The organism is Asticcacaulis sp. AC402 (assembly GCF_000495835.1).
Classification (GTDB): Bacteria; Pseudomonadota; Alphaproteobacteria; order Caulobacterales; family Caulobacteraceae; genus Asticcacaulis.
In genome coordinates, this window is record NZ_AWGC01000013.1 from 140,328 (window position 1) to 160,642 (window position 20,315).

A 20,315-nucleotide genomic window follows, 5' to 3' on the forward strand; every position below is an offset into this window, starting at 1 on the left:
GGCGGGATTTAACCTTTTGACAGGAGGCCTATCTAGTGGCAAGGGGGCCAAACGCAAACGCTTTTTTTCTATTCTGAATGATTAAGGAAGACACGTGGCTGATCCCGCCCTTGGCACCAAACAGATTTGCCCTAATTGTACAGCCAAGTTCTACGATCTTGGCAAACGCCCGGCGCACTGCCCGCGCTGCGACTTCGAATTCGATCCGGAAGAAGCCATCCGTACCCGTCGTTCGCGTGTTCGCACCGCGGCGCCCGACTATGAGGATACCGACGAGGAAACCGAAGACCTGGCCAAGGCCAAGGCTATCAGCGAGGACGAAGACGAGGAGCCTGAAATAACTGCCCCCGAAATCGACGAAGTCGTGGTCGACGATACACTGCTTATTGACGAAGATGAAAACCTCGACCCGGCCGATCCAGCGCGCGTCGGTGCGCCTGGCGATGCCGTTGATATGGATATCGAAGACGCAGACCTGGTCGACGATGACGACACCGATGACGTGCCGTTCCTGGAAGACGATGACGACGCCGACTTCGACGAGGAAATCGACGGCCTGCCCGGCGCCGATGACGAAGACCGCTAACGCATTAAAGGTCGCCGGATGATCCGGCGGCCTTTTTTACTTATGGAAACTGTAAAGTTTTCGCAGCGTGCGCGGAACATCGCCCGACCGTACCGGACGACGCATCATCAGGATCAGGGTCGCCAGGTCGACGACGAGCGGCACGCCAATCCCACCCGTCCGACATAGGCGAAAAGCGAACAATGGGCTGCCTGCGTCGTCATCTTCAGTGTCGACGGGTGCTGTTTGGCCGTTGGCAGGGCATCAACAAGAAATCGGAAAAATGTTTGAAAAAGGGGCTTGCGTGGCGGCGAGGCTTGACATAAAAGTCGCCGCCTTAACGGGGGTGCCCCCGTCAGACCATCGCCAAGATGGGGCTATAGCTCAGTTGGTAGAGCGCTTGAATGGCATTCAAGAGGTCAGCGGTTCGACTCCGCTTAGCTCCACCATCGCGCCCCGGATGGTCATAATTTTCCACCCCTCCCGTCAAACAGATCCGGATACGCCGCAGGTCCGGTTACACTTGTGCCATTGGACTTGAGCGCCATCTGAATTTCGTGCCGTCCGGATTCGTGCGATAGGGGTGAAGGTAACGCATGACATGGGGATGAGATGACACGGTATTGGATCGCGAGGTATTCCCGTCCTTCGATCCGGCCACCGGGACCTCATGCCTGACGTCGTGGCTGTATCTGGGGGCGTTGCGTGACGCCGCCGACCTGGAAACGGCCGTGGGCGAGCCTGTTCGCGCCCACGACGCTAAGGCCAAAGCGGAGCGGCGCCGGGACATCCTGATGCGCGTTACGCGGGCGCAGGGTATCGAGGCCCCGATGGCATGCTGGAGACAAGCTACTATTTCTCTTGGTATCTCGTTCGCGCTTTCGAACACGCCGGTCTCGAGGATCGCTACCAGGGCATGTTGCAGACCTGGCGCGGTCTGACCGCCTTAAACTTCAGCACAGGGCCGGAGCAGCAGGGCCGGAGCAGCAGGGCCGTACCCGCTCTGACAGTCATGCCTGGAGCGCCCATCCCACGGCCGACCTGATCAGTTTGGTGGCAGGAATAAAGTCAGGCGCGCCCGGATATCGGTGCGTGGTTGTCGAGCCCCGTCTGGGTGGTCTGACGCAACTGGACGCGGCGGCGGCCACACCGTCGGGCCTGGTGTCTGTGTCTTACAGCTACGACACTGCCAAGAGGCTGAAGGTGACGATTGCCAAGCCGGAGGGGTTACCGGGGGTGTTCGTCTGGAAGGAGCGAGACGGCGCAGATAGAATCGCCATCTTGCTCCGGGTATTTGCTTCGCCGCGCAGTTTTTCCGAAAAGTGGCATCCACTTTATCGGATTGCGCTAGGCACAGCGGCGAAAAAAAGTCTAACCTGAGCGCCATGCCGGCTCCAAAACCCATATCCCAACGCGCCATCGCCTCAGGGCTGCGCAATCCGCAACTGATGCAGGCGGCTTTGGCCTTGCACGATAACCGACTGGGTGAGGCCGAGCCGATCCTGAAACGCCATCTGCATGCCCATCCGCTGGATGTAGCCGCAATTCGCATGCTGGCCGAGCTGGCAGCGCGTATCGGCCGGATGAAGGATTCCGAAGGCCTGCTGCGCCGGGCGCTGGAGATTGCGCCAGAATTCGGCGCTGCCCGCGCCAACCTGGCCACAGTACTCTACCGTCAGAACCGCCCAGGCGAAGCGATCATTGAGCTCAACCACCTGATCGTCGATGATCCCGACCATATCGGCTACAGCAACCTCAAAGCGGCGGCATTGGGCCGGATTGGCGAGTTCGACGAGGCTCTGGTCCTTTACCGCGAGGTGCTGAAACAGTGGCCACGCCAGCCCAAGGTGTGGATGAGCTACGGCCACATGCTGAAGACGGTCGGCCAGACCGCCGAGGGTGTTACCGCCTATCGTACGGCGCTGGAGCTGTCGCCGCATTTGGGCGAGGTATGGTGGAGCCTGGCCAACCTGAAAACCGTCAAGTTCACCGCCGAAGATGTCACCGCCATGCAAGCGGCGCTGGAAACGCCGGATCTCAGCGACGAGGACCGTTTTCACCTTGATTTTGCGCTCGGCAAAGCGTTGGAAGACGCCAAACAGCCGGAGGCCGCCTTTGCGCACTATGCCGCCGGGAATGCCCTGCGCAAGAGGGGGCTGGACTATGACGCCGGCGACATCGAGCGTCTGGTCACGGCAGGCTGTAATCTGTTCACGCCGGAGTTTTTCGCCGAACGGGCCGGAAAGGGCTGTCCCGCACCGGATGTGATCTTCGTCGTCGGCATGCCGCGCGCGGGCTCGACGCTGGTAGAGCAGATCCTGTCAAGCCACAGCCAGGTCGAAGGTACGTCGGAACTGGCCGACATCCCCAACCTGGCCAAACGCTGGAACGACTATCCGCGCCGTCTCGCCAGTCTGACGAGCGACAATCTGCGCGAACTGGGGGAGGAGTACCTGGAGCGTACCCGCATCCAGCGCAAGACCGACCGGCCGTTCTTTATCGACAAGCTGCCGAACAACTGGCTTCACACCGCCTTTATCCACCTGATCCTGCCAAATGCCAGGATCGTCGACGCCCGCCGCCACCCGCTGTCATGTTGTTTCTCCAATTTCAAACAGCATTTCGCCAAGGGCCAGGCCTTCAGCTACGACCTGACGGACCTCGGTCGTTACTATCGGGACTATGTCCGGCTGATGGCCCACATTGACAACGTCCTGCCAGGTCGCATCCACCGCGTCATCTATGAACGCATGGTCGAGGATACGGAAAGCCAGGTCCGCGGCCTGCTCAGCGCCTGCGGTCTGGACTTCGAGGAGTCCTGCCTGCGCTTTCATGAAACGGAACGAGCCGTGCGCACGCCGTCGTCAGAACAGGTGCGCCAGCCGATTTTTAAGGATGGCACAGAGGCATGGCAGAGCTTCGAGCCGTGGCTGGAGCCGCTGAAAACGGTGTTGGGTCCCGTATTGCACCATTACCCGGATACCGCCAATCAGTCGTTGTAACTCTAGGGAAACCTTACCGTTCTGTAATCGATTCCGTGACAATTCCGTCACGTTGTCTAAGCCAATTCTCGCGTCGCACCATTGCCGATTGACGCGCAAGCCCATCAGTCACAATCATGTCACATTCCATCTTTCCGGGAGACAGACATGAGAACGCGGATTTTGTCGGCAACCCTGCTGACCACCACCATGCTGACGGCCCTGCCGGCCGTCGTACAGGCTCAGGATACATCACCCCGTAACGAAGATACGGTCGAGGTCATCGTTACCGCCCAGAAGCGTAGCGAACGCCTATCCAATGTGCCGATCGCGATTACGGCCCTTACGACCAAGAAGCTGGACCAGCTGAATATCGGCAACTTCAACGACTACGCGTTGCAGCTTCCCAGCGTGTCGTTCCAAACCTCCCAGCCGGGGTCGACCAATGTCTATATGCGCGGCGTCGCCTCCGGCGGCGACGGCAACCACTCCGGTTCGCTCCCCAGCGTCGGGGTCTATCTCGACGAACAGCCGGTCACCACGATCGGCGGCGCGCTCGATGTCCACATCTATGACGTTTCGCGCATTGAATCCCTGGCCGGGCCCCAGGGCACACTGTACGGCGCCTCGTCCCAGGCCGGCACCATCCGCATCATCACCAATAAGCCGGACCAGTCCGGTGTCTACGGCCGCTTCGACGCCGAGGCCAACAGCATTACCGGCGGTGAGACCGGCGGCAAGCTGGAAGGCATGCTAAATGTTCCGCTCAGCCCGGGCGTTGCCCTTCGGGTGGTTGGCTGGACCGAAACGACCGGCGGCTATATCGACAATGTGCCGGGTTCACGTAGTTTCCTGCCGGCCGCGGGCGGTATCACCGTCAACAATGACGATCTTGTTGAAAACGACTTCAACGATCTTAGCCTGTCAGGCGCACGCGCCGCCTTGAAGATCGACTTCTCGGAGGACTGGACGGCCACGGCCTCGCTGATGGGTCAGACTCAGAAGACGACCGGCATTTTCGGTATGGATGAAGATCTCGGCGACATGAAGGTTCAGCGCTTCTATCCCGACTACGCCAAGGACCGGTTCGCGCAGGCCGCCTTGACGGTAGAGGGCAAGATCGGCAATTTCGATGTCACCTATGCCACCGCCCATATGGATCGCAAGTCGTCGTCGAACTCGGACTATACCGACTACGCCGAAGCCTATGATGAAATCTACGCCGGCTCCGGCGGACTGGCCGGCTACTTCTATCTGTACGACTCCAATGGCGACACAGTCGACCCCCGTCAGTACATCAACGGTTCTTATGACTATGGCAAGACCAGCCATGAACTGCGCATCGCCTCGCCGTCGGACGGCAAGCTGCGCTGGATCGCGGGCGCCTTCTATCAGGAACAGACCAACCATATCTTCCAGAACTATATCATCCCGGATCTGGCGGCGGACGTGTCGGTCAATGGCTGGCCGGAAACCCTGTGGCTGACGCTTCAGGACCGTGAGGACAAGGATACGGCCGTCTTCGGTGAAGTCACCTATGACTTCACGCCCACCCTAAGTGTAACCGCTGGTCTGCGTCTCTATGAATATGAAAATTCGCTGATCGGCTTCTTCGGCTTTGGGCGCAACCCGAACGGTCCGCCCTGGAACGGTGCCGGATCTTCACGCACCGGTGTTGCCGCGTGCTTCACCACCACGGGTACCGTCCGTGACGACTATAATGCCAACAGACCCAGCACGCTGCTGACCTCGGGTGGTGTTGCAGGCACCCCCTGCACGAACTTGGGTGAAGTCAGCGGCAATGCTGTTGTACCGAAAGTCGCCAAGGGAGACGGCTCGACCTATCGTCTGAACCTGAGCTGGAAGCCGAAGGCCAACCGCCTGTATTACGCGACCCTGTCAACTGGCTTCCGGCCGGGCGGCATCAACCGTCGTGGCGACTACGATTACGAGCCCGACTACCTCACCAACATGGAGGCCGGGTGGAAGGTTAGCCTGGCGGACGGCACTTTGCGTTTCAGTGGCGCTGTTTATCAACAGAAATGGGAGAATTTCCAATTCTCCTTCCTGGGTGAAAACAGCTTCACACAGATTCGCAACGGTGTTGACGCCACGATCAACGGCGTGGAAATGGAAGCGACGTGGGCTCCGACCTCGCAACTGACCCTGACGAGCAGCGCAGCCTTTACGGACGCCAAGACCGACGAACCCCTGTGCTCCGATATCTTCGCCGACTGTCAGAACCCGGGCGATCTGGCCCCCTCCGGAACCCGCCTGCCGGTCACACCGGAAGTCAAGCTGAGCGGCAGCGCGCGCTACACCTGGACGAACAACGAGTTCCGTCCCTACGTTCAGGGCGTCTTCGCCTATCAGAGCAAAGCCAGTTCGGATCTGCGTCTGGCGGATGCGGCCACCGTCGGTGAAATGCCCAGCTTCGCCACCATTAATCTGTCGGGCGGCTTCGAATGGACGACCTGGACGGTGGAAGCCTATGTCAGCAACCTGACCGACGAGCGCGGTCAACTATCGCGGTATGTCGCTTGCTCCGTCTGTACCCGTCCGTATGCGGTTATCATCCAACCGCAGACCGTCGGTATCCGCCTCGGCTCGAAGTTCTAAGACATAGAACACGTCAGTCCAAAATGGATCGCCGCGCATCATCCGATGCGCGGCGATTTATTCAACAATTTCGTAACGTTGTTCTTAAACATTTCCTCATCGTATTTTGATATCCTGAAACAGTACATAGCTGTGTGGCCGGGCCGGTGGGTCCGGTGATTCAGAACGACCATGATGGGTGTCACGTGATGATTAAGGTCAATGCCGTCAATTGGATTGCTGCTGCCCGGCAATTCGCTCCGCAAGCTTCCCTGCCCGTTTCGTCGGCAGCGTTTGCCCGCCCGGTGACGCAGAAACCCGACCTCATCGCCAAGCGTTTAGCCTGAAAGAGTCTGGCTTGAAAGATTCTGGCTTGAAAGAATCTGGCCTGATCCCCGATCTGGAGCGCCACTGGTTCGACCTGGCTGCCCGGCTTGGCTTGGCTGAGCCAGGTTTCCTGTGGGGCGACCTGTCGGCTGCCTATAGCGAGCCGCATCGCCATTACCATACCTTAACTCACATCGCGGCGACGGTGGTGCAGTTCAATAGTGTGCGTGACCGTTTCGACGAGCCTGACCAGGCGTTGCTGGCCCTTTTCTATCACGACATTGTCTATGATCCGGCGCGGCGCGACAACGAAGCCCTGAGCGCTGATCGTCTGCGCGACAGCCTGCCCGGCAAGGATACGATACGCGCCTGCCGCCACATCCTGGCGACCCAGGCCCATCTCAAATCAGATGACCCCGACACTAACCTGGTGCTCGACATCGATATGTCGATCCTGGGGGCGCCCTGGCCGGAGTATCTCGCCTATGCCCGCGGGGTGTGGCGCGAATATGCGCCGGTGTACGGGCCCCTTGCCTATGCAGCCGGCCGCGTGGCCATCTTTCTGACTCCCACCCTCGAGCGCGACCACATCTTTCTGACGCCGGCGTTTTCCGATCTTGATGCCACGGCGCGGCACAATCTCGGGGCTGAGCGCGACCTGTGGCAGAGCGGTGAATTTGAGGCTATAGATGCGGGCCAGACTCAACGGAGGCCCCCATGGGACAGATGATCAGCCTGAAACGCCCGGACGGCAGCGGACTTGACGCCTACCAATCCGATATCGACGTCTCCCGCCCCGGCGTCATCGTCCTGCAGGAGTGGTGGGGCCTAAACGACCATATCAAGACGATCGTCGACCGCTTTGCCGGCGAAGGCTTCAACGCCGTTGCGCCAGACCTGTACCATGGTCGCGTGACCGGGGATGCCGACGAGGCCTCACACATGATGAACGGTCTCGACTTTCCGGGCGCGGTCCATCAGGACGTCGCCGCGACTTTCGATCATCTGAAAACAGTCAATGAACGGGTAGCGGTGATGGGCTTCTGCATGGGAGGTGCCCTGGCTCTGGCCTCGGCGGCGCGGTTGGAAGGGTTTGCCGCGGCGGTCTGCTTCTACGGTGTACCGCCCAAGGCTTTTGCCGACCCGGCCGATATTCGCATCCCGTTCCAGGGCCACTTCGGTACCCTGGACGATTGGGTGACACCGTCGGTGGTGGCCGACATGGAAGCTGCGATGACGGCGGCCGGCAATTCACCCGACTTTTATAGCTACGACGCCGACCACGCCTTCTTCAACAAGACGCGGCCGGAAGTCTACAACCCGGAAGCGGCCGAGCTGGCCTGGAAGCGGATGATGGCCTTCCTGCGCGCCAGCCTGTAGGGAAGCCCAAAGATTGACCTTTACCTCGTTCGGGTTTAGCGAAAACCAGCACCGTTCAAAATCCAGGGTACCGACAAATTGACCGTATTTTACCACGAAGGCGATCTGCCGGCCGCCCTTGACCTGGGCAAGAGCGTCGCCATCGACTCCGAGACCATGGGCCTGCGTTTTGGCCGGGACGACCTGTGTGTCGTCCAGCTGTCCGCCGGCGACGGCCACGCCCATGTCGTCCGCCTGAACCGACCGGCCTATGACTGCCCGAACCTGAAGGCCCTTTTGGTCGAACCTTCAGTGCTGAAACTGTTTCACTACGGTCGGTTCGACATCGGCATGTTCGCCCTGCACCTGGGCGTGGCGACGACGCCGGTCTATTGCACCAAGATCGCCTCGAAACTGGCGCGGACCTATACCGATCGCCACGGCCTGAAAGATCTGGCGCGCGAACTGCTTGGCGTAGACATGTCCAAAGCCCAGCAGAGCTCGGACTGGGGGGCGGCCACCCTGTTGCCGGAACAACTGGCCTATGCGGCCTCGGATGTTTTGCACCTGCACGCCCTAAAAGACCGGCTGGACGCGATGCTGGCGCGCGAAGGCCGCGCCGCCCTGGCCCAGGCCTGTTTCGAGTTTTTGCCGCAGCGCGTCAAACTGGATTTGGCAGGATGGGAAGATTGCGATATCTTTGCCCATAGCTGGATATAGTTTTGCTTCAACGCGCCCTTCCAGGGCGCCAGGCCAGCCTAGGACACCTTGAATGGATCTGACAGAGATCAACGCACGGCTTGCGCAGGACGATGCGACCATCGAGGTCGATGAGCGCAATCAACGCCTGGGCAAGCAGGTCGCCGCCGTGCGCCGCCGTTCACGCCTGATCCATAGCCTGCGTACCCTGTTTCCTGCCGCCATTATCGGGCTGGTCGTCCTCAATTTCGGCTGGATCATTGTTACCAGCGTCCTGAATTCGATGAATGTCTATAGCGGTAATTCCAATGAAATTCGCATGACCAATCCGCGTTATCACGGCCAGACCGGCAAGGGCGAGCACTATACCATCAGCGGGCTGGAAGCCGTCCGCCGCGGCAAGGACTCGACCACAGTTATCCTGAAATCGCCCGTGATGGAGTTCAAGGGCAACAAGGATGGCACCACGCGCATGGCCGCGACCAACGGCGTCTTCGACCAGCAGACGCGCAAGTTCACCATGACCGGCAATGTGGTACTGATCACCGGCGGTGCGGACTTTACCTTCAAGACGCAGGAAGCCATTGTCGATCTGAACAATTCGACCGTTTACGGCGACAAACACGTTGAAGGAAACAGCTCTGTCGGTCATATAGTGGGCGAATCCTTCGTGATTTCCGACAATGGCAACTCGGTCCGCTTCCAGGGCAGGGGCGCTGCCCAAGTCAAGGCAGAGATGAAGTAGAGGGTTAAAGCGATGACGACGAAACTTTTCCTGGCTGCGATCTTCGCTGTAGGTGTTGGCTTGACGAGCCCGGCCATTGCCCAGGTGGCGCAGGAAGGTGGGCCGGTCATGGTCGGCGGAGACAGCTGGCATGCCGATGAGAACGCCCTGACCCAGACCTGGGAAGGCCGTGTCGAGGTCGTGCAGTCCAATTCCCGCCTGCGCGCAGACCATGTTGTCATAAGCCATGCCTCGGGCGGCGAGGGCGAGAACAAAGGCTGGGGCGAGGTCACCCGGATCGAAGCCACGGGCAACGTCTATTACGTTACGCCGGAAAATACGGTGAAGGGCAATACAGCCGTCTATACCAAGTCCGACGACACCATGGTCATTTCCGGTGACGTCGTGCTGAAGCAGGGAAAGAACGTCATGTCAGGGACGCGGCTTGTCGCTGCGATTGGCGCCGGAACGACCACAATGGACGCCGCGCCGGGCTCGACGAACAAAGGCCGCGTCAAGGCTGTGCTGTATCCGGACGAAAAGCAGGCCAACCAGGCGGCCGGTAACTGATCCCATGGCTGTAGCAGAAGACGTCATCACCACAGCGCCCAAGCCGGTGGCGGGCGGCGGTATCGTCGTCGAAGGCATCGGCAAGACCTACAAGGACCGCGCCGTCGTCAAGAGCGTGTCGCTAAAGCTGGGTCGTGGTGAAGTGGTCGGTCTGCTGGGGCCTAATGGCGCCGGCAAGACAACCTGCTTTTACATGATTACAGGCCTGATCGAGGCCGACTACGGCACCATCGTGCTGGATGGCCAGGACATTACGCGCCAGCCGATGTATCAGCGCGCCCGCATGGGGATCGGCTATCTGCCCCAGGAGGCCTCGATCTTCCGTGGCATGTCGGTCGAGCAGAACCTGCTGGCGGTGCTGGAGTTGAACGAAAAGAACCCGGCCAAGGTCCAGGAGGACGCGACGAAGCTCCTCGAGGACCTGCGCATTACCCATATCCGCCAATCGCCGGCGACAGCCCTGTCGGGCGGTGAGCGCCGCCGTGTCGAAATCGCCCGCGCTCTGGCCGGTAAGCCGTCCTTCATGCTGCTGGACGAGCCGTTCGCGGGTATCGACCCGCTGGCTATCTCGGACATCCGCGAGGTCATCATCTATCTGAAAAGCCGCGGCATCGGAATTTTGATCACAGACCACAATGTCCGCGAAACGCTTGAGATTGTCGACCGCGCGTCGATCATCCACTCGGGCGAGGTGCTGTTCGAAGGCACCGCTTCTCAGATCACCCACGATCCGGAAGTCAAGCGGGTTTATCTGGGCGACTCGTTCAACTGAACCTACTGAACCTATTGAAGGTTCGGACCACGAACAGACTCGAACTTCCGGGCCTGCCTGCGAGTTTGCAGCGAAGCCGGCGCAAACGAGACCTCCTTCGCGACGGTTTTTTGAAATCCTGAAGTTCGTGTCGTTCGTGGTAAAAATTCTTTCTTCCCAACATCAGACCCCATTTATCCACAGGGCATTTTTTGCCGCATTAACCTTTTCCAAGCAGTTACTCCCGCACTCTGCGCTCCATGTTGTTTTGCGCCCGTCAGTGGGCCGCCGTGGCAAAAATTGTCTGCGGATAAAAGAAATAGTGACGAATTTCGCGCAGTATGGCGCGAAAATCGGATCAGGTCTTACGTATGGCGCTCGGACAAAGGCTGGAACTCAAACAGGGGCAGGGGCTCGTCATCACGCCCCAGCTGCAGCAGGCTATCAAGCTGCTGCAGTTGTCCAACCTTGAGCTGGAAGCCGTCATCGAAGCCGAGCTGGAACGAAACCCTTTGCTCCAGCGCGACGACGCCGACCCCATCGGCGACAATAGCGACGTCGACTCTCCTGTCGAAAGCCGCGAGGAACGCGGTGAACTGACGCTCGGAGATGGCGACACAGCCGCAGCCAACAACGACATGGATGTGTCCCGCGACGACTCCTATGGTGACGATGAACCGGTGGTGCGTGAAAAAGAAAGTGCCATGGCGTCCGACTCCGACGGCCCGATGGTCGACTGGAGCAAGGCCGGCAAGGGTGGTTCAGGCTTCGATGGCGACGAGGATGGACTTGAACGGTCGCTAACGCGCGAAAAGACCCTGGCCGAACACCTTACCGACCAGGCGATGATCGCCCATTTCAGCGCACCGGAAATGGCCATAGCCCAGATTCTGATCGATGCCGTCGACGACGCCGGCTATATGCGCACATCGCTTTACGAAATCGCTGACCGCCTGGGCTGCAGCCTTGTCCTGGTCGAGGCCGTCCTGCGCGCCTGCCAGGGCTTCGAACCGACCGGCATCATGGCGACCTCGGTACCGGAATGCCTGAAGCTGCAGCTGATCGAGCGCAACCGCTTCGATCCTGCCATGGCGGCGCTGATCGACAATCTGGAACTGCTGGCGAGACGCGACCTGTCAGCGTTGCGCAAAGTGTGCGGTGTCGATGACGAAGACCTGGCCGAAATGATTGCCGAGTTGAAGTCGCTGAATCCGCGTCCTGGTGCCCAGTTCGGCGTTGAAATGTCTCACACGGTGGTGCCCGACGTCTTCGTCCGGCCCGATCCGTCAGGTGGCTGGCGCATCGACCTCAACTCCGATACCCTGCCGCGCGTCCTGATTGACCAAAAGTACCATGCAAAAGTGGCAACTGGTGCTCGCTCGGACGCCGAGAAGTCTTATCTGTCGGAATGCCTGAACCAGGCCAACTGGCTTATCAAGAGCCTGGATCAGCGTGCGCGCACCATCTTGAAGGTCTCGGCCGAGATCGTCCGCCAGCAGGACGCCTTCTTCGTCTACGGCGTCGAATATCTCAAGCCGTTGAACCTGAAGACGGTCGCCGAAGCCGTCGGCATGCACGAATCGACGATATCCCGCGTTACTTCAAACAAATACATCGCCACGCCACGCGGGGTGTTCGAGTTGAAATTCTTCTTCACCTCATCGATTGCGTCGTCCGACGGAACAGCTGCCCACTCGGCCGAATCCGTCCGTCACAAGATAAAAACCCTGATCGACGCCGAAAAGACTTCAGGCGAAATTCTCAGCGACGACCGCATTGTCGAGTTACTGAAAGAGGCCGGCGTCGACATCGCCCGCCGCACCGTCGCCAAGTATCGCGAAGCCCTGCGCATTCCGTCATCTGTCGAACGTAAACGTTTGATAAAATAAGGCATTTCGCAGGCACTCTTTACACAGTTAAGTGACTTTTCACCGGCCCAGAAGAGCGTACAGTTTCTTCAGGGCCGGTGGGTCCAATCCGGCGTTGGTAATGCAGCCCACGCATGGGTTCTTTTTTGAGAACGGAGCGACATATCGCTATGCATATTCAAGTAAGCGGAAAACAGTGTGAAGTCGGTGACGCCCTGCGTCAGCGAATCGAAACGGAACTGGCCCAGGGAATCGAAAAGTACTTCGACCGCGGCGGCGCGGCCGATGTGACCATTTCCAAACAGGGTCACATGTTCAGGGTGGATTGCCATGTCCGCCTGGCTTCAGGGCAGGCCCTGGTATCCCATGCCTTTGGAGGGGATGCGCACTCGGCCTTTAACGGCACGCTCGACAATATCGAAAAACGTGTGCGACGATACAAGGGCAAGCTTAAGCAACACCACTTCGGCACCCCGCAAAAGGAAGAAACGGCCAATGTGACCGTACTACGTGCGGTCGACCTGACTGGTGAAGACGTCGATGGCGCCGATATTGATGACGGCATGGATCACAGCACGCCGCACCACTCGATGATCATCGCAGAAACAGAGGCGCCCTTGCGCACCATGACAGTGTCGGCAGCCGTCGCGGAAATGGAACTCAGCAACTATCCGGCCATGATGTTCCGCAATGCCGGCCATGGCGGCTTGTCGATGATCTATCGCAGACCTGACGGCAATATCGGCTGGGTTGATCCCGAACGCACCAATGTTCGCAAGGCGTCCTGAGTTTGTTCTAACAGCCTGAGGGCGCGGGTTGACGCGCCCGGCTTGTCCCTCTATGTGAACGCGCGATCGTGCCGGTGGGGACCACCGGCACCCGGCCACGGATGTCTTATGTACCTCAATTCCCTGCTCGACAGACGCGCTATCTTGGGCGCTGTCAGCGTAAACTCCAAGCGCCAGGCCCTGCAAATGATCGCCGATCTGGCGTCGCGGTTGCTCAATCAGGATTCTTGCGTCGTTCAACACGCGCTGCTGGAACGCGAAAAGCAGGGTTCGACCGGTGTCGGTATGGGCGTAGCCGTGCCTCATGCAGCCCTGCCGGGCTTGGACCGCATGCATGGGATCTTTATCCGACTGGAATCGCCAGTGGCCTATGACGCTATCGACGATGCCCCAGTGGACCTGATCTTTGCACTGCTGGCGCCGGAAGACGCCGGTACGGAACATCTGCGCGCCCTTGCGAAGGTATCCCGCCTCCTGCGTCAGAAGGACTTGCGCGAGCAACTGCGCCGGATCGAGAACGCCGATGCCATCTATGCCCTGCTCACGGGCTACGCCGACAGCAACGCAGCATAATCGTTCCAGAGCGTGGTTTTGTTTTGTCGCGCACTTTTTCCGAAAAGTGCGTCACACTTTATCGGATTGCGCTCTAGCCATTTACCTGGATCGGTATGCGCCGGACCTCATCGCTGGCCGGCGGGCGAACAAGGTCGATATGCAACAAACCATAGGCCAGGCTCGCCCTGGTGACCTCCCAGCCCTCCCCAAGCACAAAGGCGCGATTGAAGTTGCGCAGGCCGATGCCGCGGTGGAGGAATTCCCGCGACGCTTCGTCGCCGCGCTCTTTACCGGCCATAACGGTGAGATGGGCGCCCTTGACCTCGACGGCCAGCTGGTTGGCGGTAAAGCCCGCCACAGCGATACTGATCCGAATATCTGCCGGTCCCAGGGCTTCGACATTGTAGGGTGGATAGTTGTCATGACCGCGCCCGACTCGCTCGATCAGGGCGCGCATGTCGTCGAAGCCGAGCAGATAGGGGCTATCGAATATTATGGTACGCGTCATGTCCACCCTTTCGCCACAAAGCCAGATATGGGAGGGCGTCGCGCGGCCGTCTAGAGCGCAATCCGACAAAGTGGGCTCCACCGCACGGGCGTCCCCGTTTTCGGAAAAATTGCGCAACAAGCCAAAAAAACTTAGAGCGGGGTTTTGATTCCATCAAAACTTATCCCGCTCTAGCCCTGCGACTCCATAAAATCGCAGACGGCGGTGAACGCCTGAGGCTCGGTCAGTTGCGGGGCATGACCAACATAGTCAATATCGACGCGGGTGAAATGACGCGCTTGCACCGCCATGGCCTTGACCGCCGAGGCGTCCAGCACGTCGGAAAGCGCGCCACGCACCAGGAGAATTTTGCGATCCTGAGCCAGGCTGGCGTAGCAGGGATCGAGGTCATGGTTGGCCGAAGCGGTCGTCAGACTACGGAAGGTTTCGGTAATGCGTGAATCGTAGGCCAGACGCAGCATGCCGTCCTTGCCCTTGATAAAGGCACGCCGCGCCAGTCTTAACCATTCCGCCTGGGTGTAGTTTGGGAAGGTCAGCTTGTTCTGTTCGGCGACGAAGACCGAAGCGTCATGCCAGTTGCGAAAGGCGACAGGCTTCATGGCAGCAAAGGCATTGAGCCGCGCCAGCCCCTTGGGCGACAACACCGGGCCAACATCGTTCAATACAGCCGACACCACGAGGTTTGGTCTCAGGGTCGACAGCACCATGGCGACCAGGCCGCCCATGGAAGAGCCGACAAATATGGCCCGGCCGATGCCAAGGGCGTCGCACAAACTCAGCACGTCCTTGGCATAGGTCCAAAGATGATAGTTGGACGGATTGGCATCATATTCCGAAAGGCCGCGGCCACGCAGGTCCGGCACAATGACCCGGCGGTCGAGGCGTGAAATATAGGGCGCCACCTCTTCGAAATCCGCGGAATTGCGCGTCACCCCATGCAGACAGACGACCGGCAGACGCACGCGTCCGGCACTGGCAGCATAGTCGCGGGCATAGAGGCGCAACCCATCCTCGGTGAACCACCACCGGTCGGCATAGGCCGGCGTCTTTCGCGTGACGGCGGCACGATCGCTCTGATCGGCACTCGCGGCCTCGTGGCTGAAGCTGACCGGCTGCTGCATGGTATCCTTGAGACGTATCAAGCGACTGCCTTGAAAACGTGGCGCGAAACCAGGAAATTAACCCTGTTCGCCGATTCCTCTACAACAAATCTGCCGGTTTGCGACAAAAAAGTGCACCTGCGAACAAGCCGCGCCCTAAACCCGCGAGATCAGGCGGTGCATCGGACGTTTGGCAGTACCCGGGACACGGTTCAGCTTTATCAACCCTTCGGGCTCGCCCCACAGATCGTAGGCATCGGCGCGCGTGACACGGGCTTTCGCATAGTCTCCGGCTTTCAGGCCCGTAAAGCCCTTCAGGAAGATATGGCCGTCAATTTCCGGCGCATCGCCGCGGGTACGCGCTACGGCGGTACCGTCACTGCGGATCTCATCGACAAGGACATCTTCGATACGACCGACCTTAGCGACCAGCTTTTGCGCCGAAATACGCGAGGCAACGGCCATGAAGCGGGCCAGGCGGTCCTGCTTGACCTCTTCGGGGACATGGTCTGGCAGCAGTTTGGCTGGTGCGCCCTCGACGTTTTCGTAGGCAAAGGCGCCAACGCGATCAATTCGGGCGGCTTCCATCCAGTCGAGCAACAGGTTGAAATCGGCTTCGGTCTCACCGGGGAAGCCAACAACAAAAGTCGAGCGCAGGGTCAGATCGGGGCAAATCTCGCGCCAGGACTCGATGCGTTGCAGTGTCTTGTCCTGATTGCCGGGGCGTTTCATCGCCTTCAGGATCTTGGGGCTGGCGTGTTGGAAGGGAATGTCCAGATAGGGCAGGATCTTGCCGTCGGCCATGAGCGGCAGGACGGCGCTGACGTGCGGATAAGGGTAGACATAGTGCATGCGCACCCAGATACCGAGCTCGCCCAGGGCCCGCGACAGGTCTTCGAACGAAGCGGCCCAGTTTTGACCGCGCCATTGCGACTGGGCGTAGCGAATATCGAGGCCATAGGCGGAGGTGTCCTGGCTGACAATCAGCAGCTCCTTGACGCCGGCTTTCGCCAGGGCTTCAGCTTCGCGCAAAACCTCGGCGATCGGACGCGAGGCCAGGTCGCCACGCAGGGTCGGGATGATGCAAAAGGCACAGCGATGGTCGCAGCCTTCGGAGATTTTCAGGTAAGCGTAGTGTTTCGGCGTCAGGCGAACACCTTCGTCGGGAACCAGGCTTCGGAAAGGGTCAGGCCTGGGCGGGACGATGGTGTGGACCGCGTCCAAGACGGCATCATACTGGTGAGCGCCGGTAATGGCCGCGACATTGGGGAAGCGCGCCCGGATCATGGCTTCCTCACCGCCCAGGCAGCCGGTGACGACGACCTTGCCGTTCTCGGCCAGGGCCTCGCCGATGGCGTTGAGGCTTTCTTCCTTGGCCGAGTCGAGGAAGCCGCAGGTATTGACGACTATGACATCGGCGCCGGCATAGGAGGCCGAGGTGTCGTAGCCTTCGCCCTTGAGGCGGGTCAGTATCCGTTCAGAGTCGACCAGAGCCTTGGGACAGCCCAAAGACACGAAGCCGACCTTGGGCGCTTCGGATGTTTTGGGCACGGCGGGGGCTGCAGGTTCACGCATGAATAAAAGACTTGAATTGGGGGGGAGATCGCGATTTAAGCCGTCCTACTCGAAATTCAAGCCGGTTGAAAGCCCCGGCTCCGCCATCAAGGATATTCTCATGCTGTTGTTTGCCGATACTGCCGACACGAAGCTGCTGACCGAACTGGCCGAAACCGGTCTGATTGACGGGTGCACGACCAATCCAACCCTGATCGCCAAGTCGGGCCGCAACATGGCCGAAGTCATCAAGGAAATCTGCGACATTATCGAAGGTCCGGTTTCGGCCGAGGTTGCGGCAATAGATGCGCCGACCATGATCAAGGAAGGCGAGAAGCTGGCCAAGATTGCGACCAACGTGGTGATCAAGGTGCCATTGACCCTGGAAGGGCTGAAGGCAACCAGGGAGCTGTCGTCGCAGGGACTGATGACCAATGTAACCCTGTGTTTCTCGGTCAACCAGGCGCTGCTGGCGGCCAAGGCGGGGGCGACCTTTGTGTCGCCGTTCGTAGGGCGTCTGGATGACCAGGGTGCGGATGGCATGCAACTGATCCACGACATTCGCACGCTGTACGACAACTATGACTTCGACACAGACATTTTGGCGGCGTCCTTGCGAACTCCGGCCCATGTGCAGCAGGCGGCTTTGGCGGGTGCCGATTGTGCCACGCTGCCGGCGCAGACCTTCAAGGATATGTTCAGGCACCCGCTGACGGACAAAGGTCTGGAGACCTTCCTGGCGGATTGGGCAAAGACCGGCCAGTCGATCCTGTGAAACACCGGCGTTTGGGGCACGCGAACCCAAACGCCAATTGTTTTTTTGCACGGTGACGGGCAAACCAATATCCATGCCGGCGGAACCTTTCTTCAACATCCTCATCAATGCCAAGTCCGGCACGGTCCTCAACATGGGCCAATCCGCCATCGAGAGCGCCATCGAGGCCAGTGCCATTGGGGTAGCCGAACTGTGTTTCAGCGAACCTGAGGATATGCAGGACCATCTCGAACGGCTCAGCAAAGACCAGAACCCGCTGCTGATTGGCGGTGGTGACGGCACTATCCGTGAAACCGCCAAATACCTCTCAACACACAACAAGAAGCCGTTCGGCGTCCTGCCTTTCGGCACAATGAACCTGCTGGCCCAGGACCTCGATATTACCACGCTTCAGACCGCCTTGAATGCCTATTCAGCCGGAATCCGTGAAGCAGATGTCGACGCCGGCTATGTCAATGGCGAGATCTTCCTCTGCTGCGCCTCGGTCGGCACCATGCCCGAGGCCTCGCTCTTCCGGGAAGAAAACCGCGACCAGGGCAATCTGCTGCTGATGCCGCGGATGTTCTGGTTCGTCTTCGAAAGCCTGGATCGGCACAAGCAGGAAAGAGTGGTGCTTCAGATCGACGGCAAAATGCATAAGTTCCGAACCCCGGCCGTGGTCATTTCCAACAATCGATTCAAAACCACCACCAAGCTCACCGAAAGCAATTTCAAGCGCGCCTCCCTGACCGGAGGACGCCTGGCCGCCTACATCCAGACCACCAAGACACGCCTGGCCCATCTGCGCTTTCTCGTCCGGCTGTTGATTGGTAACTGGAAGCAGGACCCCGACCTGGAAGAGCTCACCGGACGCCACATCACCCTGTGGAGCAAGCATGGGAAGGACCTGGTGTCCATCGACGGCGAAGTCGAGGAAATGCGCACGCCGCTCGACTTTGTTATCAAGCCAAAGTCGATCAAGCTGCTGGTGCCGGCCGATCCCCCGGTGCAATCATGAAGGCACGACTGCTGAAATACATGCCCAAGCCCCTGAGACAGGAATGGCGGGCCCTGGTCTTCTTTGCCATGATCCTGATCGTCATGGCGGGGCTGTTCTTCGAAATCATGGAGGAGGTTTTCCGGGGAGGCGACCCCTTGCTGGTCATCGATAGCGCCACATTCCGCCGGCTACAGGACATGCGCAGTCCGGTGCTGGACCCCATCATGGTGGTGATCACCGAACTGGGCGATACCTGGGTGGTCGTCGCCGTAACTCTGGCCGTCGCCGTCTGGCTGGTGCACCAACGCCACTGGCGTGTGCTGGTTTTTTGGCTGACAGCGATCGGCGGCGGGTCGCTGATCAATTCCGCTATCAAATTGGCCATGGTGCGAACACGCCCCGGCGACCTGCATTATAAAGGGGTCAGCGTTTTTTCCTTCCCAAGCGGACACAGTACCACCAATGCGGTTCTTTACGGCTTCCTGTTGATCATCCTGGCACGCGAAGTACCGTTCGTCTGGCATGTCCCGATCGTCATCGTCTGCGTCACCCTGGTCGCCCTGATCGCCTTTTCCCGGCTGTATCTCGGTGCCCACTGGCTCTCCGACGTCGCCGGCGGCCTGGCCTTCGGCTCCGCCTGGCTGGCCCTTTTGGCCCTGTTCTACATGTGGCGACCGGTCGGACCCGTGGATCCAGTCCGCCTTATCTGGGTGGTCGCTGCCACCCTGCTTATTGCCGGGAGCTTGAACATCGCTGTCAATCACGCCACCGATATGGCCCGATACGCCGCCGTCCCGGAGCCATCGTCATGAAGATCGCCCACATTTCCGACCTGCATTTCGGCTCCCTGTCACGGCCAGCAACCGAAAGCCTGATCCGCCATTTCCACGATGACAAGCCCGACCTGGTGGTGGCCAGCGGCGACATTACCCAGGACGCCACCTGCACCGAATTCGAGGAGGCCAGGGCTTTTTTCGACCTTCTGCCCATGCCTGTCTTCTGCATTCCTGGCAATCACGATCTGCCCGGCATGGATTTAGAGCGGTTTTACGATCCATGGGGTCGCTACAAGCGCTTTATTGCGCAAGACCTGGAGCCGGAACTGAGGACCGATCTGGTCCACCTCAAGGGCATCAATACGGCGCGGCGGGTCCTGGCGCACTGGAACTGGGCCAACGGTTCGGTCAGCCAGCGCCAGTGCCGCGATACCCGCCGCGCCTTTGCCGCCTCGACGGCGCCCTGGCGGGTTTTCGTCATGCATCATCCCGTTATGAATGCACGGGAAATGCCGTTGCAAGTCGCCCTGTTCAATCGCAACCGCCTGCTGCGGTGCCTCGACGATACCAGGGTCGATATTGTCCTGGCCGGACACCAGCACCACGCCTATATCGAAAATCGGCTGACGGACGGCCATACCACCTTGTTTCTAAACGCATCGACGACGACATCGCTGCGTATCCGCCGCCAGCCGAATGGCTTCAACATGCTCAATTTCGGCGAAAAAAGCGTCCGCATCGACCGGATGGAACTGTGCGGCGATGTCTTCAAGATTGTCTCAGCCGAAAGCCATACGAAAGCGTGATTTGGGGCTTGATCTGGCCAAACGCCGAATTA

The 20,315-nt window shown here is 59.5% G+C and carries 22 protein-coding genes and 1 tRNA gene; 20 read left to right on the forward strand and 3 right to left on the reverse strand.

The features are described from left to right. Nucleotides 1-94 precede the first annotated feature (94 nt). The 16 genes from ABAC402_RS28220 (at nt 95) to ptsN (ending at nt 13,803) form a co-directional block, all read left to right on the forward strand. Nucleotides 95-586: a TIGR02300 family protein gene (locus ABAC402_RS28220; RefSeq protein ID WP_023449079.1), complete on the forward strand. Its 492-nt coding sequence runs from the start codon at nt 95-97 to the stop codon at nt 584-586. 352 nt (nt 587-938) lie between these two features. After that, nucleotides 939-1,014, forward strand: a tRNA-Ala gene (locus tag ABAC402_RS28225). Nucleotides 1,015-1,400: 386 nt separating this feature from the next. Continuing rightward, nucleotides 1,401-1,610 (forward strand): hypothetical protein, encoded by a 210-nt coding sequence (locus ABAC402_RS40440; protein WP_162148514.1) that lies wholly within the window; start codon nt 1,401-1,403, stop codon nt 1,608-1,610. An 8-nt stretch (nt 1,611-1,618) separates the two neighbouring features. Next, entirely contained in the window at nt 1,619-1,945 is a 327-nt protein-coding gene (locus ABAC402_RS40445; protein WP_255346307.1) for an alpha-L-rhamnosidase C-terminal domain-containing protein, read from the forward strand. 5 nt (nt 1,946-1,950) lie between these two features. After that, nucleotides 1,951-3,567: a sulfotransferase gene (locus ABAC402_RS28240; RefSeq protein WP_023449083.1), complete on the forward strand. Its 1,617-nt coding sequence runs from the start codon at nt 1,951-1,953 to the stop codon at nt 3,565-3,567. 147 nt (nt 3,568-3,714) lie between these two features. Further along, nucleotides 3,715-6,165: a TonB-dependent receptor gene (locus ABAC402_RS28245; protein WP_023449084.1), complete on the forward strand. Its 2,451-nt coding sequence runs from the start codon at nt 3,715-3,717 to the stop codon at nt 6,163-6,165. 188 nt (nt 6,166-6,353) lie between these two features. After that, entirely contained in the window at nt 6,354-6,491 is a 138-nt protein-coding gene (locus ABAC402_RS40170; protein ID WP_155847352.1) for a hypothetical protein, read from the forward strand. A 26-nt stretch (nt 6,492-6,517) separates the two neighbouring features. After that, nucleotides 6,518-7,201 (forward strand): hypothetical protein, encoded by a 684-nt coding sequence (locus ABAC402_RS28250; protein WP_023449086.1) that lies wholly within the window; start codon nt 6,518-6,520, stop codon nt 7,199-7,201. Then, nucleotides 7,189-7,851, forward strand: a complete 663-nt coding sequence (locus ABAC402_RS28255; protein WP_023449087.1) for a dienelactone hydrolase family protein — start codon at nt 7,189-7,191, stop codon at nt 7,849-7,851. The genes ABAC402_RS28250 and ABAC402_RS28255 overlap by 13 nt, the downstream gene beginning before the upstream one ends. 78 nt (nt 7,852-7,929) lie before the next feature. Further along, nucleotides 7,930-8,550, forward strand: a complete 621-nt coding sequence (locus ABAC402_RS28260; RefSeq protein ID WP_023449088.1) for a ribonuclease D — start codon at nt 7,930-7,932, stop codon at nt 8,548-8,550. Between the two features lie 52 nt (nt 8,551-8,602). Beyond that, entirely contained in the window at nt 8,603-9,274 is a 672-nt protein-coding gene (lptC, locus tag ABAC402_RS28265; RefSeq protein WP_023449089.1) for an LPS export ABC transporter periplasmic protein LptC, read from the forward strand. Between the two features lie 12 nt (nt 9,275-9,286). Next, the gene (locus tag ABAC402_RS0119995; RefSeq protein WP_023449090.1) at nt 9,287-9,823 is read left to right on the forward strand and encodes an LptA/OstA family protein; all 537 of its coding nucleotides are present in this window, start codon (nt 9,287-9,289) and stop codon (nt 9,821-9,823) included. Between the two features lie 4 nt (nt 9,824-9,827). Further along, a complete protein-coding gene (gene lptB / locus ABAC402_RS28270; protein WP_023449091.1) occupies nt 9,828-10,595 on the forward strand; it encodes an LPS export ABC transporter ATP-binding protein in 768 nt (255 codons plus the stop codon). 350 nt (nt 10,596-10,945) lie between these two features. Then, a complete protein-coding gene (gene rpoN, locus ABAC402_RS28275; RefSeq protein ID WP_023449092.1) occupies nt 10,946-12,463 on the forward strand; it encodes an RNA polymerase factor sigma-54 in 1,518 nt (505 codons plus the stop codon). 149 nt (nt 12,464-12,612) lie between these two features. Continuing rightward, nucleotides 12,613-13,230, forward strand: a complete 618-nt coding sequence (hpf, locus tag ABAC402_RS28280; RefSeq protein ID WP_023449093.1) for a ribosome hibernation-promoting factor, HPF/YfiA family — start codon at nt 12,613-12,615, stop codon at nt 13,228-13,230. Nucleotides 13,231-13,338: 108 nt separating this feature from the next. Continuing rightward, nucleotides 13,339-13,803 (forward strand): PTS IIA-like nitrogen regulatory protein PtsN, encoded by a 465-nt coding sequence (gene ptsN / locus ABAC402_RS28285; RefSeq protein WP_023449094.1) that lies wholly within the window; start codon nt 13,339-13,341, stop codon nt 13,801-13,803. A gap of 73 nt (nt 13,804-13,876) precedes the next feature. Here ptsN and ABAC402_RS28290 read toward each other — a convergent pair whose 3' ends face one another. The 3 genes from ABAC402_RS28290 to rimO all read right to left on the reverse strand — a co-directional run bounded on the left by ABAC402_RS28290 (nt 13,877) and on the right by rimO (nt 16,968). Beyond that, nucleotides 13,877-14,293, reverse strand: a complete 417-nt coding sequence (locus ABAC402_RS28290; RefSeq protein WP_023449095.1) for an Hsp20 family protein — start codon at nt 14,291-14,293, stop codon at nt 13,877-13,879. Nucleotides 14,294-14,463: 170 nt separating this feature from the next. Further along, on the reverse strand, nt 14,464-15,435 hold the full coding sequence (locus ABAC402_RS28295; RefSeq protein ID WP_235079934.1) for an alpha/beta fold hydrolase: 972 nt from the start codon (nt 15,433-15,435) through the stop codon (nt 14,464-14,466). 114 nt (nt 15,436-15,549) lie between these two features. Then, nucleotides 15,550-16,968: a 30S ribosomal protein S12 methylthiotransferase RimO gene (gene rimO, locus ABAC402_RS28300; RefSeq protein ID WP_023449097.1), complete on the reverse strand. Its 1,419-nt coding sequence runs from the start codon at nt 16,966-16,968 to the stop codon at nt 15,550-15,552. Nucleotides 16,969-17,068: 100 nt separating this feature from the next. Between rimO and fsa the strand changes: the two genes are divergently transcribed. The 4 genes from fsa to ABAC402_RS28320 all read left to right on the forward strand — a co-directional run bounded on the left by fsa (nt 17,069) and on the right by ABAC402_RS28320 (nt 20,283). Next, nucleotides 17,069-17,722 carry a fructose-6-phosphate aldolase gene (gene fsa, locus ABAC402_RS28305; protein ID WP_023449098.1) on the forward strand — a complete coding sequence of 218 codons (654 nt, stop codon included), beginning with the start codon at nt 17,069-17,071 and terminating at the stop codon, nt 17,720-17,722. A 73-nt stretch (nt 17,723-17,795) separates the two neighbouring features. Then, nucleotides 17,796-18,719 (forward strand): diacylglycerol kinase family protein, encoded by a 924-nt coding sequence (locus tag ABAC402_RS28310; RefSeq protein ID WP_023449099.1) that lies wholly within the window; start codon nt 17,796-17,798, stop codon nt 18,717-18,719. Further along, a complete protein-coding gene (locus ABAC402_RS28315; protein ID WP_023449100.1) occupies nt 18,716-19,513 on the forward strand; it encodes a phosphatase PAP2 family protein in 798 nt (265 codons plus the stop codon). The genes ABAC402_RS28310 and ABAC402_RS28315 overlap by 4 nt, the downstream gene beginning before the upstream one ends. Beyond that, nucleotides 19,510-20,283, forward strand: a complete 774-nt coding sequence (locus ABAC402_RS28320; RefSeq protein ID WP_023449101.1) for a metallophosphoesterase — start codon at nt 19,510-19,512, stop codon at nt 20,281-20,283. The genes ABAC402_RS28315 and ABAC402_RS28320 overlap by 4 nt, the downstream gene beginning before the upstream one ends. Nucleotides 20,284-20,315 lie beyond the last annotated feature (32 nt).